The organism is Hydrogenophaga bisanensis, assembly GCF_042665135.1.
GTDB lineage: Bacteria > Pseudomonadota > Gammaproteobacteria > Burkholderiales > Burkholderiaceae_C > Hydrogenophaga > Hydrogenophaga bisanensis.
The window spans coordinates 52,271-64,414 of record NZ_JBHTBX010000016.1; the positions used below are offsets into that span (position 1 = coordinate 52,271).

Here is a 12,144-nt window from a genome sequence, read left to right on the forward strand (position 1 = left end):
GCCATGGCGCGCATCGGTATAGCGGGCGCCGGCCTGTTGGGCCGGCTGCTGGCCTGGCGGCTGTCTCCCCATCACGACGTGACCGTGTTCGATCCAGCCGATGGTCCGCAAGCCCGCAGCGACGGCCAGGGACCGGCGGCCTTCACGGCTGCCGGCATGCTCAGCCCGCTGGCCGAACTGGACAACAGCGGCCCGGCCATCGCGGCGCTGGGCTGGCGCTCCCTGGCGCTGTGGCGCGAGATCACCGATGCACTGGCCCGCGCAGGATCGCCGGATGCGGGCGCCCTGCCCGCCGCCTGCGGCAGCTGCACCGGGTGTTCGACGAGCCTTGGCACCGGTGAGGAACCGGCGCTGCAACTGCGCACCCTGGGCAGCCTGCTGGTGGCCCACGGCTGCGACCTGGGCGCGGCCCAGCGCGTGCTGGCGCGGCTGGCCCAGGCGCCCAATCTGGCCGGCACGGGGCAGACACCGCAGCGGCTGGACCGCGACACCCTGACGGCACTGGAGCCGGCCATCGACCCGCTACTGCACGCCTGGTTGCTGCCCGGCGAGGGACAGATCCTGCCGCTGCAGGTGCTGCCCGCCCTGTGCGCGGCCGCACCGCGCGTGCGCTGGCGCTGGCGGCACACGGTGGCGTCGGTACAGCCCGGTCGTATCGTGCTGGACGATGGCAGCGAACAGCGCTTCGACCTGGCCATCGATGTGCGTGGCACGGGCGCCCGGCCTGAGCTGCCGGTGCGCGGCGTGCGCGGCGAGGTGGTCTGGCTGCACGCGCCCGGCGTGCCGCTGCAGCGACCGGTGCGCCTGCTGCACCCGCGTCACCGCGTCTACATCGTGCCGCGCCCGGGCGATCACATCGTCATCGGCGCCAGCGAGATCGAGAGCGAAGACCGCTCGCCTGTCAGCCTGCGCAGCGCCGTGGAACTGATGGCGGCCGCACAGAGCGTGATATCCGAACTGGCCGAGGCGCGCATCGTGCATCTGGAAACCAACCTGCGACCCGCCCTGCCCGACAACGAGCCGCGCATCGAGCATGCAGACGGCCTGCTGCGCATCAACGGTCTGTACCGACACGGCTGGCTGCTGGCACCAGCGCTGGTGGAGGACGCGATTGCCGCACTCCCCCTGCGCCGCTGCGCGGCTGATATGGATCAAGCCCCTTCTCCCGTCAACCCATGCTGACCTTCAACGACCTCTCCCTGCCCTGCCCCGAGGGCCTGACGCTGGCGGCGCTGCTGGCCGCACAGGGCGTCAACGCCGAACAAGTGGCCACCGCCGTCAATGGCGAATTCGTTCCCCGCACCCGGCGTGGCGTCACCGTGCTGCAACCGGGCGACACCGTGCTCACATTTCAGGCCATCGTCGGAGGCTGAGCCATGACCGCATCACAATGGACGCCCTACGGCATCGAACTCGGCAGCCGCTTCCTGCTCGGCAGCGCGGGCTACCCCTCGCCGCAGGTGCTGGCCGACAGCATCACCGCCAGCGGTGCCCAGGTGGTGACCGTCGGCCTCAAGCGCACGCTGGCCGCGGCGGGCGACAACGGCTTCATCGCCGGCATTGTCAACAGTGGCGTGCGCCTGCTGCCCAACACCGCTGGCTGCCGCACCGCGCGCGAGGCCATCACCCTGGCCCACATGGCGCGCGAGCTCTACGACACGCCCTGGATCAAGCTGGAAGTCGTGGGTGACGAACACACCTTGCAGCCCGACCCCTGGGGCACGGTGGAAGCGGCGACGCAGCTCATCAAGGACGGCTTTGCCGTTTTCCCCTACTGCACCGACGATCTGGTGACCTGCCAGCGCCTGCTGGACGCGGGCTGCCAGGTGCTGATGCCCTGGGGAGCACCCATCGGCTCGGGCCAGGGTCTGATCAACCCGTTTGCGCTGCGCACCCTGCGTGCGCGCCTGCCCGGCGTGCCGCTGGTGGTGGACGCCGGCATCGGCGCGCCCAGCCATGCGGCCCAGGCCATGGAACTGGGCTTTGACGCCGTCCTGCTGAACTCGGCCGTGTCACAGGCCGTGGACCCGGTGCGTATGGCGCGCGCCTTCGGCCTGGCCATTGAAGCGGGCCGATCGGCCTTTGAAGCCGGCGTGATGGCGCCGCAGGACATGGCGGTGGCCTCCACCCCAGTCAGCGGACACCCTTTCCTGATCGGATGACACCATGACCACACCCATCATCTGGAGCATTGCCGGCACCGACAGCGGTGGCGGCGCCGGGCTGGCGGCTGACCAGCGAGCAGCCGACGCCCTGGGCGTTCACTGCTGCACCGTCGTGGCCGGTATCACGGCGCAAAGCACCACCGAAGTCACCCACACCGAAGCCACACCGCCCGCAGTGCTGCAGGCGCAGCTGGACACGCTGGCCAGGGACATGCCGCCGAAGGTCATCAAGACCGGCCTGCTGGGCAGCGCCGACAACGTGCGGGTGCTGGTCGCCTTCATCGACCGGCTGCGCATGCAGCAACCGCTGGCGCTGGTGGTGGACCCGGTGCTTCGAGCCAGCACCGGCGCTGCGCTGGCCGACGCTGAACTGCGCGCGGCCTACCGCGACCTGCTGCTGCCGCGCGCCACTGTGATCACGCCCAACCAGGCCGAGGCGGTGGCCCTGCTCGGTGACGGTGCACCAGGAGACATTCCAGCGCAAGCCCGCGCACTGCGGGCACTGGGCTGCGAGGCGGTCGTGATCACCGGTGGCGATGCGGCGCTGCTGCAGCGTCACGAGCAGCTGTCACTGGACTGGCTGGAGACACCGCATGCCTGCGGCTGGCTGGCCTTGCCGCGCGAAGCCACGCCGCACAACCATGGCACCGGCTGCACCTTCGCGTCGGCCATGGCTTCAGCCCTGGCACTGGGCTGGGTGACGGCCGACGCGGCGGTACTGGCCAAGATGGCCGCCACGCACGCGCTGCGCCACGCGCGCGCGGTTGGCCGAGGCGTGGGACCGGTGATCGCACGGGAGGGCTTTGTCACCGATCCGACCCTGCTGCCCCGCCTGTCGCTGGACGAGGAACTCCCGCACGCCTTGGCCCAGCGGCCGCGTGGGCGAGCACCGGGTGTCTACGCCATCGTCGACAGCGCGGAGCGCGTGGAAGCGGTCCTGTCGGTGCGACCGACCGTGGACACCATCCAGTTGCGCTTCAAACGTCCCACCGACATGGACGACACGACCTGGGAAACCACCCTGCGCCAAGCCGTCACCCGCAGCCAGCGCGCGGCCGACGCGGCTGGGGTGCTGCTGGTGGTCAACGACCACTGGCGCATCGCCATCGACGCGGGAGCAAGATCCTTGCACCTGGGGCAGGAAGACCTGCTGGCCCTGTCAGCCCAGGACCGTACCAAGCTGCAGGCCGCACGCGAAGGCGGAGTCCAACTGGGCGTGAGTTCACACAGCCTGTGGGAACTGTGCCGCGCGTCGGCACTGGCACCCGACTACATCGCCTGCGGCCCCATCTGGCCGACCACCACCAAGGACATGCCCTGGCACCCGCAGGGCCTGGACAACCTGGCCTGGTGGGCCCACATGGCGCCGGCGCCGGTGGTGGGCATCGGCGGCATCCTCGAACCCGCTCAGTTGCAGGCCGTGGCCGAGACCGGTGCCGCTGGCGGGTGCGTGGTGCGTGGGCTGGGCGACGACCCTGGCCTCACCCTGCCCGCCTGGCGGGCAGCCTGGGAGCAGGGAAAGCGCAGGCACCCCGACGACAGGGCGGTGACACATGGGCCCCACCCCAGTCTGCACCTTGCCTCAGGGTGGACCTAGAGCGCGGGCACGGTCCCATGGCCCCTGGCCTGCACTGCGGGGCTGACCGCCATGCCAAGCGCCCGGGTGTGCAGGTGTTCGGCTGCCGTTTGCAGGTGTTCCGGCCCGCTGCGGGTCAGCGCCCCGGAGACGTCCACCTCACGCAAGACTCCGTTGCCGTACAGCATGGCCACGCGCTGTCCGTCCTTGCCGACGAGGAAACGGGAGTCACGTGCAGCAAGTTCGCCGTCGCGAACCATCGCGGCAGTGGCGGCGGCGCTGATGGCATCCACCTGTCCGATGCTGAAGCCTTGTGACGACAGCCGATCCCCCATGGCATGGCGGATCTGTGCCTGCCGATCCAGCAGTTGGCGGGGCAATGGCTCCTTCGCCTCGGCCGGGACCACCGGTTGTTCCGCAGGCTGCAGCGCCACCTGGGTGAAGCGCCCTATGGGGTCCACCGGTGTGCCTGTCAGTCGCGCTCCCGGCGTGGCGCCTTCGCGGATCTCAAAATGCAGGTGGGTATCGCCGGTCTCGGGCGTGTTGCCCGATCTCCCCATGGTGGCGATGCGATCGCCAGCCCCCACCGTCTCGCCTTCTCGTACCTCCAATCGCTCCAGATGGGCATACAAGGACTGCGACCCGTCCGCGTGTTCCAGCACGATGTAGTTGCCGTACCCTTTGCCACCGGCCTGCTGGCCGGCAAACAGCACGGTGCCATCGCGGTAAGCCACGATCGGGTCACCCACCTGCCCCTGGATGTCCAGCCCGTTGTGGACGCGGCTGCCACCGGCGCGGGAGGTGCCGAATTCGCCTCGCCCCTCGCCGGGCTTGTCCGCGGCATTGATGGTCATGTTGCCCGGTGCTGGCCAGGCACCTTCTCCAACATCCTGCATCTCGACGGTTGGGCCTGACTCCACCGCCTGCGTGGCCTGGCGCGACAAGGCCGCCCAGGTGGCCTTGCCGACCACGCCGTCGGCGGCCAGCCCTTGCTGGCGTTGGAACGCCTCGACCGCTGCACGGGTACGCGGGCCGAAGTCCCCGTCGACCGCCAGCGCGCGGCCGCCCGGTCCGGTGATGCCCGCATCGGCCAGCTGCTGCTGCAACTGACGAACACCATCCCCCTGGCTGCCCTGGCGCAGCAGGGGCGTGGGCAGCACACCCGCCGGCGCATCGCCCTGGCGAGCCAGGACCCCATGGGCAGGCATGGCAATGCGGTCGTACTTGTGCTGCCAGTAGCTGAGATAGGTACCCGCCAGTTGCTGGTCACTCATGGTGGCCAGATCACCTCGGCTGTGCCCGGTGATGGCCTGCAGGTCATCACCGATGTTGGCCTGGATGTTGCGGGCCGTGTGATCGCGGGTGAAGCCATGGCCGGCCAGGGCCGACTGGATCGAGCCGTAGCCGGCAGCACCCTGCTGGTGGGCAAAGTACATGTCCAGGCCCGTGGGCTCGGGTGCCCCCGACAGGAAAGGCAGGCCCGATCGGGCTTGCGCGTTGTACAGTGCCTGGCGGTTGTCGAGGTACAGACGGGCCGCCGCGTCGGTGTTGGCCGCCGTATCAAACTCACGACCGGCGATGCCGTAGTGCTCGGCCGTCGCAGGCATGAACTGAAACAATCCCTTGGCACCAGAGGACCGGTTGTGTGCCAGTTCGTCAAAACGACCACCCGTCTCGATGTGTGAGGCGCGCAGGAAATCGTCCACGGGTATGCCGTGCCTGGCCGCTGCATCCGCGACCACCTGCACCACTTCGTCTTTCTTCAGATTCTTCGGGGCCATCTGGCCATCCCCCTGATGTGTGTTGTGGCTGAGAATGCTCAGTCACAGGGTCACGGTTGCCCGGTGCGATAAGCCACAGTGCGAGGGTCAAAGCGGATCACCGCGCGGTCATCGACTTTGATCAGCTTGCGCTGGCGGGCGTCATAGCGGGTGCCTGTCTTCACCAGCACCAGGTCTGGCCAGGCGCCCTTGCCCTGCCCCGTCACCACGGACAACCGGCCCCGCCAATCGAAACACAAGGCCTGTTTGCCCTGGGTCCCAGCGTCGCGGCAGTCGCCGTCGTTGTTCTCCCCCGAGGCCATGCGTCCGAGGTATTGCATTGACCCTTTGCCCAGGTCCACGCCGATCAGTTCCAGCCCTTCGATGCCGTGGCCACCGGGCAGGGTGTCGTAGGTGCCGACGGCCCAGATCAGCCGGTCATCGGCCACCTTCAGCCAGGCGTCTCGGCTGGCATCCACCCGCCGGGGGGCAGTCTCGCTGGCACCGAACTCGCCAAAGGCGGTCTGCTTGAACTTCAGCAGCCAGTCACCCTGCTCGCCCGGCACGTAAACGGCGCCGGACAACTGCACCTTGTCCTGGGGCTTGGGATACTCCTGCTGCGGCCCCGGCGTGGCTTGCGCCAGCACCAGCACGGCTGGAATGCCCAACGCCGCAGGCACACGCCCGCTCGCCCAGTGACCGGCCACCACGTCGCCGGGCAGGCGCTGACTGTCGACGGTCCGGAAGTCGGCACCGAACAGGTCCTTGAGGGCACGGGCGGGCGACGGCTCTGCCGCAGGCGGCGCCACCGGTGCACCGGGCGAGGCGGCTGCCGGTGCTGTCGCCAGTGTCAGAGGATCGAGCACAGGACCCTGCTGCCTGGGGGCGGCCGATGGCGTTTGGCCGCAAGCGGCCATCAACGTGGTGCACGACAGCACCACGATCCATTTCGTTGACATTGATTGACTCCCTGATTTGATGGCCGAATCGATCGACGACCGGCCTTCAAATCATACTATCGTACTAATATGAAGGCCGGTCTTGGGCCACCCTGTGTGCAAGCAAATGTTCAAAAAGCTGACTCGGCCGGCATCAGGGACAATCTCGGCGCCATGACTGCCGAAGCTGCTCCCACCGACGATGACCTGCCGCCACTGGAACCCACGCCCCCTGGCCTGTACCGCCACTACAAGGGCGGCTGGTATGAGGTGATCGACACGGTGAGATGCAGCGAAACCTTGCAGGGCATGACGCTCTATCGCGCGCTGTATGGGGGCTTCGGACTGTGGGTGCGACCTGCGGCCATGTTCCGGGAAACGGGGGTGTTCGAGGGCAAGGAGCAACCCAGATTCACCCTGCACGATCCGGGCCTGATTCGACTGTCTGACCTGCCCACCGCACATGCGCTGATCACCCACCTGAGAGGACGTGCGCTGCGTGAACGCCATCTGGACCTGGACCAGACCCTGCGACGGCCGCCGCCCGAGCCGACCACCTGCTGCGGCCGTGGCTGCAACGGCTGTGTCTGGGAGGGCTACTACGAGGCCTTGCATCACTGGCGCACCGATGCTCTGCAATTGCTGGAGTGTCACGGGGCCTGATTCGGCCCGGATAGACCCGACACCGGATCGCTAGAACAGCGATTGCTGTGCGTCGAGGGCGGCGGGACGAAACCGGCTGCTGTCCAGCGGCACACGTTCCCGGTTGAGTCCCAGCCGGTGGCAGGTCTTGTCAAAGCGCTGGCGCAGCAGTTCGGACCAGACACCCTGCCCCTTCATGCGGGTGGCAAAGTCGGCGCGGTAATCGCGCCCCCCATGCAGGTCCTGCACGCGGGCCATCACACGTTCGGCGCGCTGCGGGTAATGCTGTGCCAGCCACTGCCGGAAGATCGGGGCCAGTTCCCAGGGCAGGCGCAGCACCTGGTAGAAGGCACGGGTGGCACCTGCCTGCGCTGCTGCGTCCAGCACCCGCTCCATGTCTTCGTTGATGAAGGGAATCTGCGGTGACACGCTCACCCCCACGGGCACACCGGCTTCGGCCAGTGCGCGGATGGTGCGCAGCCGCCGGTGCGGTGCAGCCGCCCTCGGCTCCAGGATGCGGGCCAGACGGGCATCCAGCGTGGTGATGGTCACATACACCGCGGCCAGGCCTTGCTGCCCCATGGGCGCGAGCAAATCAAGATCGCGCTCGATCCCGCTGCCTTTGGTGACCATCGCCAGCGGATGCTGCGCCGTCTGCAAGACTTCCAGCACGGCACGGGTCAGGCGCAGGTCGCGCTCGACCGGCTGATAGGCATCGGTGACGGTACCGATGGCCAGGAGGTCCGGCACATGGGATGGCCGCTGCAACTCGCGGCGCAGCACCTCGGCGATGTTGCGCTTGGCAATGATCTTGGTCTCGAAATCCAGCCCCGGCGACAGGTTGAGGTAGCTGTGGCTCGGACGGGCATAGCAATACGCGCAACCATGCTCGCAGCCACGGTAGGGATTCAGACCCAGCGCGAAGCCAATGTCGGGCGAATCGTTGCGGGTGATGGCACTGCGCGCGTCCTCCCAGATGACCTGGGTGGTGGGTTGGCCAGCGTCTGCCTGACCAGCGGCCGTCAGTGTCAGACCGTCCCAGCCGTCGTCAAAGGCCTCGCGGTCCTCAGCCCGAAAGCGGTGAGGGGCCTGCCAGGCCATTCCGCGACCTTTGACACGGGGAAGCGGGATATGCTGCTCGATCATTCAAAAACTGTACATAAAAACAGTCTTTTTGACCAGTGCCTGACATCGATTACTGCGAAAATAAGGGTAAACCCTAATTTTCTGAAATTGCATAGCAAGGACTTCTGATGTTGAGCCCTGTTTCGCGCATCCTGCACCCTGGTCTGCGCTCCAGGCTGATGTCCGCCGACGACGCAGCCCGCCTCATCCACCACGGCGATCACGTCGGCATGAGCGGTTTCACGGGGGCCGGCTACCCGAAGCTGGTGCCTCAGGCCCTGGCCCGCCACATCCAGCAGCAGCACGATGCAGGAAAAGAGTTCCGCATCGGCCTGTGGACCGGCGCCTCGACCGCGCCCGAACTGGACGGGGCGCTGGCCAAGGTGGGCGGCATGGACATGCGCCTGCCCTACCAGTCCGACCCGACCTGCCGCGCGCGCATCAACGCCGGCGAGATGGCCTACACCGACATTCATCTCTCGCACGTGGCGCAGTACGTGTGGTTCGGATTTCTGGGCAAGCTGAACGTCGCGGTCATCGAAGTGGCCGGCATCCTGGAGGACGGGCGGCTGATCCCGGCCACATCGGTGGGCAACAACAAGACCTGGCTGGACCAGGCCGACAAGGTGATCCTGGAAGTCAACCACGGCCACCCGCTGGCGCTGGAAGGCATGCACGACATCTACTACGGCACCGAGCGCCCGCCCTACCGCAAGCCGATCCCGATGACGCACGCGGGCGAGCGCATCGGTACACCCTACCTGCACTGCGATCCGACCAAGGTGATCGCGGTGGTCGAGACGAACCTACCGGACCGCGACACCAAGTTCAGCGCGCCCGACGATGCTTCGCGCCGCATTGCCAGCCACCTGATGGACTTCTTCCAGCAGGAAGTGAAGCTGGGCCGCCTGCCAGCCGAGTTGCTGCCACTGCAGTCGGGCGTGGGCAACATCGCCAACGCCGTGCTAGAAAGCCTCAACGACGGCCCATTCACCGGTCTGCAGGGTTACACCGAGGTGCTGCAGGACGGCATGCTGGCGCTGCTGAAGTCCGGCAAGATGCGCATGGCCTCGTCCACCGCCATTTCGCTGTCCAGCGAGGTGATGAAGGAGTTCAACGATCACCTGGACTTCTACCGTGAGCGCATCGTGCTGCGTCCCCAGGAGATCAGCAACCACCCCGAGGTGATCCGCCGACTGGGTCTGATCGCCATGAACGGCATGATCGAGGCCGACCTGTATGGCAACGTGAACTCCACCCATGTGATGGGCACGCGCATCATGAACGGCATCGGCGGCTCGGGCGACTTCGCGCGCAACGCCTACATCTCGATCTTCATGACACCGTCCACCGCCAAGGGCGGCAGCATCAGCTGCATCGTGCCCATGGTCAGCCACGTGGACCACACCGAACACGATGTGCAGATCATCGTCACCGAGCAGGGACTGGCCGATCTGCGTGGCCTGGCGCCACGCCAGCGCTCACGCCTGATCATCGAACGCTGCGCACACCCCGACTTCAAGCCCGCTCTGCTGGACTACGTGGAACGGGCCGAGGCCGCCGGCCGCAGCGGTCAGGGCGGCCTGCACACACCGCACCTGCTGCAGGAGGCCCTGAGCTGGCACGCCCGCTACGAGACCACCGAGGACATGCGGCCTCGTTGAGCGGTCAGCCCCGTGCCGGCAGCACGGTGCCCCGGCACTCGCCAAAGCCGATGCGCGCCGCACCGGGCTTCTCGCACCAGCCGCGCAGCACCACCGCATCACCGTCTTCCAGGAAGGTGCGGGTTTCACCGTTGGGCAGGGGCAGCGGGTTCTTGCCACCAGCGGTCAGCTCGATCAGCGCACCCGCCTGGTCCAGCGTGGGCCCGGACAGCGTGCCGCTGCCGAACAGGTCGCCTGGCTGCAGGTTGCAGCCGTTGACCGTGTGGTGCGTGACCATCTGGGCCACCGTCCAGTAGGCATGCCGGTAGCTGGTGCGGCAGATGGTGGCATCGCCCTGACCCGCTTCGCGCATCTTCGGGGTCTCCAGACCCACCTGCAGCTGGATGTCGAACGCGCCGCGCTGACGGTTGGCTTCGCTGTCCAGATACGGCAAAGGCTGCGGATCGTCCGCCGGGCGCTCGAAGGCCACGCGGTAAGGCGCCAGTGCTTCCACTGTCACGATCCAGGGCGAGATGGTGGTGGCGAAGTTCTTCGAAAGGAAGGGACCCAGTGGCTGGTATTCCCAGGCCTGGATGTCCCGTGCCGACCAGTCGTTGAGCAGGCAAAGACCGAACACATGATCCTCGGCCTGCGCCATGGCCACCGGGTCGCCCAGTTCATTCCCGGTACCGACAAAGATGCCCAGCTCCAGCTCGATGTCCAGCCGCTTGCAGGGCCCGAACGAAGGCTGCGTGGCCCCTGGCGGCAGGGTCTGGCCGACCGGCCGGCGGAACTGCTGGCCCGAGACACCGATGCTGGACGCGCGACCGTGGTAGCCGATAGGAATCCACTTGTAGTTGGGCAGCAGCGGGTTGTCCGGACGGAACAGCTTGCCGATGTTGGTGGCGTGGTGCACCGAGGTGTAGAAATCGGTGTAGTCGCCGATGCGGGCAGGCACACCGTACTCGGCCTGCGCCTGCGGCACCAGGCAGGCCTGCAGGGCCGCCTGCTCGGCTGCGCCTTCACGCAGGGCGCGCGATAGCGCCAGGCGCAGCGCGCTCCACACAGGGGTGCCCAGCGCCATCAGGTCGTTGAGCTGCGGCTGGGCGCCGGCCCGAACGGCCTGGCCGATATTGCCCGTGAACACGCCCGCCTGGTGAACGGCCGCCAGATCCAGAATCTGGTCGCCGATGGCCACGCCGCCGCGGAAGGCCTCGGTGCTGCCCTGGCGGCGGAAACTGGCGAACGGCAGGTTCTGGATCGGGAAATCGTTGCCGGCCAGGTTGGCCGACGCCACCCAGCTGCGCAGGGCCGGGTCGTGGGTTTCATTGAGCATCGTCATGTCGGGTGAATCTCAGTCCAGGGCCTTGAATTCCTTGTCGTGCATCCAGGCGGCATGCTTGGGCGCGCGCTTGGTCTGGGCCCATTCGTTGAGCATGTCCCATTTCACCTCGTCCAGGTCCTTGTGCATCTTGGGCGTGCCCACATCGGCGCACAGCTCCAGGCGGTGTCCGTTCGGATCGAAGAAATAGATGCTCTTGAAGATGGTGTGATCGGTCGGGCCGATGACCTCGATGCCGGACGCCTGCAGGCGGTCCTTGGTGGCGATCAGGTCATCCATGCTGCCGATCTTGAAGGCAATGTGTTGCACCCAGGCCGGGGTGTTCTCGTCACGCCCCATCTCGGGCGAGTTGGGCAGCTCGAAGAAGGCCAGCACGTTGCCCTGCCCGGCGTCCAGGAAGACATGCATGTACGGGTCGGGTGCCTTGGTGGACGGCACCTGGTCTTCGGCAATGGCCAGCACGAAGTCCATGTTCAGGTGTTTGACATACCACTCGACAGTTTCCTTGGCGTCCTTGCAGCGGTAGGCGACGTGGTGAATGCGCTCGATTTTCATGATGGCTCCTTGGGTGGGTCGATGGTCAGAGGTCTTGCAGGGCAGCCTGCAGATGTTGCTGGAAAAGCCCGGCGTCCGCCAGTGCGTGGGCATTGAGCAGGGCGAGCTTGACGAGAAAGAGCTCGGCCTGGTCGGGGCCGGCCTGGTCGATGGCCTGGGCCAGCGCGTCATAGACGGCTTCCAGCCCTTCGATCGGCAGCGTCGCGGGTGTGTTCATGGTGGTCATCCTGGTCGGCGGGTGGTTCACTGGGGCAGCGCGGCGGTCAGTGCGGCCTGCAGGCGGTGGGCATCGAGCGTGAGCCAGCGCGCGCACACGTGCTGGTCCGGACGCAGCAGGTAGGCCGCGCCGCTGGCGCGCACCCCGTAGCGGGCCCGGAAGTGCCCGTCGGCATCGGCAA

12 protein-coding genes and 1 pseudogene are annotated in these 12,144 nt (G+C 67.4%); 7 read left to right on the top strand and 6 right to left on the bottom strand.

The features are described 5' to 3' along the window. Positions 1-3 precede the first annotated feature (3 nt). From ACFQNJ_RS17575 to thiD, 4 genes are read left to right on the top strand one after another with little or no spacing between them, the layout of a single operon-like run. On the top strand, positions 4-1,182 hold the full coding sequence (locus ACFQNJ_RS17575) for an FAD-dependent oxidoreductase (RefSeq protein WP_382259894.1): 1,179 nt from the start codon (positions 4-6) through the stop codon (positions 1,180-1,182). Continuing rightward, entirely contained in the window at positions 1,176-1,373 is a 198-nt protein-coding gene (gene thiS, locus ACFQNJ_RS17580) for a sulfur carrier protein ThiS (RefSeq protein WP_382259896.1), read from the top strand. The genes ACFQNJ_RS17575 and thiS overlap by 7 nt, the downstream gene beginning before the upstream one ends. Before the next feature lie 3 nt (positions 1,374-1,376). Then, a complete protein-coding gene (locus ACFQNJ_RS17585; RefSeq protein ID WP_382259898.1) occupies positions 1,377-2,162 on the top strand; it encodes a thiazole synthase in 786 nt (261 codons plus the stop codon). A 4-nt stretch (positions 2,163-2,166) separates the two neighbouring features. Further along, entirely contained in the window at positions 2,167-3,762 is a 1,596-nt protein-coding gene (gene thiD, locus ACFQNJ_RS17590; RefSeq protein ID WP_382259900.1) for a bifunctional hydroxymethylpyrimidine kinase/phosphomethylpyrimidine kinase, read from the top strand. Here the strand turns inward: thiD and ACFQNJ_RS17595 are convergent. After that, entirely contained in the window at positions 3,759-5,522 is a 1,764-nt protein-coding gene (locus ACFQNJ_RS17595) for a M23 family metallopeptidase (RefSeq protein WP_382259902.1), read from the bottom strand. The two genes, thiD and ACFQNJ_RS17595, sit on opposite strands and share 4 nt — an antisense overlap. A 50-nt stretch (positions 5,523-5,572) precedes the next feature. After that, a complete protein-coding gene (locus ACFQNJ_RS17600) occupies positions 5,573-6,460 on the bottom strand; it encodes a hypothetical protein (protein ID WP_374642859.1) in 888 nt (295 codons plus the stop codon). Between the two features lie 153 nt (positions 6,461-6,613). On the opposite strand from ACFQNJ_RS17600, the pseudogene ACFQNJ_RS17605 reads away from it, so the two are divergent. Together ACFQNJ_RS17605 and ACFQNJ_RS17610 are read left to right on the top strand one after the other, a co-directional pair. After that, positions 6,614-6,853 (top strand): annotated as a pseudogene (locus ACFQNJ_RS17605) (DUF1653 domain-containing protein); the annotation flags it as partial. A gap of 114 nt (positions 6,854-6,967) precedes the next feature. Continuing rightward, on the top strand, positions 6,968-7,102 hold the full coding sequence (locus ACFQNJ_RS17610; protein WP_374642898.1) for an oxidoreductase-like domain-containing protein: 135 nt from the start codon (positions 6,968-6,970) through the stop codon (positions 7,100-7,102). A gap of 30 nt (positions 7,103-7,132) precedes the next feature. Here the strand turns inward: ACFQNJ_RS17610 and ACFQNJ_RS17615 are convergent, their stop codons facing one another. Further along, positions 7,133-8,227: a PA0069 family radical SAM protein gene (locus tag ACFQNJ_RS17615; protein WP_382259905.1), complete on the bottom strand. Its 1,095-nt coding sequence runs from the start codon at positions 8,225-8,227 to the stop codon at positions 7,133-7,135. A gap of 107 nt (positions 8,228-8,334) precedes the next feature. Between ACFQNJ_RS17615 and ACFQNJ_RS17620 the strand changes: the two genes are divergently transcribed. Then, on the top strand, positions 8,335-9,870 hold the full coding sequence (locus ACFQNJ_RS17620) for an acetyl-CoA hydrolase/transferase family protein (protein WP_382259907.1): 1,536 nt from the start codon (positions 8,335-8,337) through the stop codon (positions 9,868-9,870). A 4-nt stretch (positions 9,871-9,874) separates the two neighbouring features. Here ACFQNJ_RS17620 and fahA read toward each other — a convergent pair whose 3' ends face one another. From fahA to ACFQNJ_RS17635, 3 genes are read right to left on the bottom strand one after another with little or no spacing between them, the layout of a single operon-like run. Continuing rightward, a complete protein-coding gene (gene fahA / locus ACFQNJ_RS17625; protein ID WP_382259909.1) occupies positions 9,875-11,191 on the bottom strand; it encodes a fumarylacetoacetase in 1,317 nt (438 codons plus the stop codon). A 12-nt stretch (positions 11,192-11,203) separates the two neighbouring features. Next, entirely contained in the window at positions 11,204-11,746 is a 543-nt protein-coding gene (locus ACFQNJ_RS17630) for a VOC family protein (protein WP_382259911.1), read from the bottom strand. A gap of 25 nt (positions 11,747-11,771) precedes the next feature. Beyond that, complete coding sequence (locus tag ACFQNJ_RS17635) at positions 11,772-11,963, bottom strand: DUF2783 domain-containing protein (protein ID WP_382259913.1); 192 nt, start codon at positions 11,961-11,963, stop codon at positions 11,772-11,774. Between the last annotated feature and the right edge of the window lie 181 nt (positions 11,964-12,144).

Excerpts from the sequence above, each read along its gene's own strand:
- ACFQNJ_RS17575 (WP_382259894.1), top strand. The coding sequence starts at position 4 with ATGGCGCGCATCGGTATAGCGGGCGCCGGCCTGTTGGGCCGGCTGCTG.
- thiS (WP_382259896.1), top strand. The coding sequence starts at position 1,176 with ATGCTGACCTTCAACGACCTCTCCCTGCCCTGCCCCGAGGGCCTGACG.
- ACFQNJ_RS17585 (WP_382259898.1), top strand. The coding sequence starts at position 1,377 with ATGACCGCATCACAATGGACGCCCTACGGCATCGAACTCGGCAGCCGC.
- thiD (WP_382259900.1), top strand. The coding sequence starts at position 2,167 with ATGACCACACCCATCATCTGGAGCATTGCCGGCACCGACAGCGGTGGC.
- ACFQNJ_RS17595 (WP_382259902.1), bottom strand. The coding sequence starts at position 5,522 with ATGGCCCCGAAGAATCTGAAGAAAGACGAAGTGGTGCAGGTGGTCGCG.
- ACFQNJ_RS17600 (WP_374642859.1), bottom strand. The coding sequence starts at position 6,460 with ATGTCAACGAAATGGATCGTGGTGCTGTCGTGCACCACGTTGATGGCC.
- ACFQNJ_RS17615 (WP_382259905.1), bottom strand. The coding sequence starts at position 8,227 with ATGATCGAGCAGCATATCCCGCTTCCCCGTGTCAAAGGTCGCGGAATG.
- ACFQNJ_RS17620 (WP_382259907.1), top strand. The coding sequence starts at position 8,335 with ATGTTGAGCCCTGTTTCGCGCATCCTGCACCCTGGTCTGCGCTCCAGG.
- fahA (WP_382259909.1), bottom strand. The coding sequence starts at position 11,191 with ATGACGATGCTCAATGAAACCCACGACCCGGCCCTGCGCAGCTGGGTG.
- ACFQNJ_RS17630 (WP_382259911.1), bottom strand. The coding sequence starts at position 11,746 with ATGAAAATCGAGCGCATTCACCACGTCGCCTACCGCTGCAAGGACGCC.
- ACFQNJ_RS17635 (WP_382259913.1), bottom strand. The coding sequence starts at position 11,963 with ATGAACACACCCGCGACGCTGCCGATCGAAGGGCTGGAAGCCGTCTAT.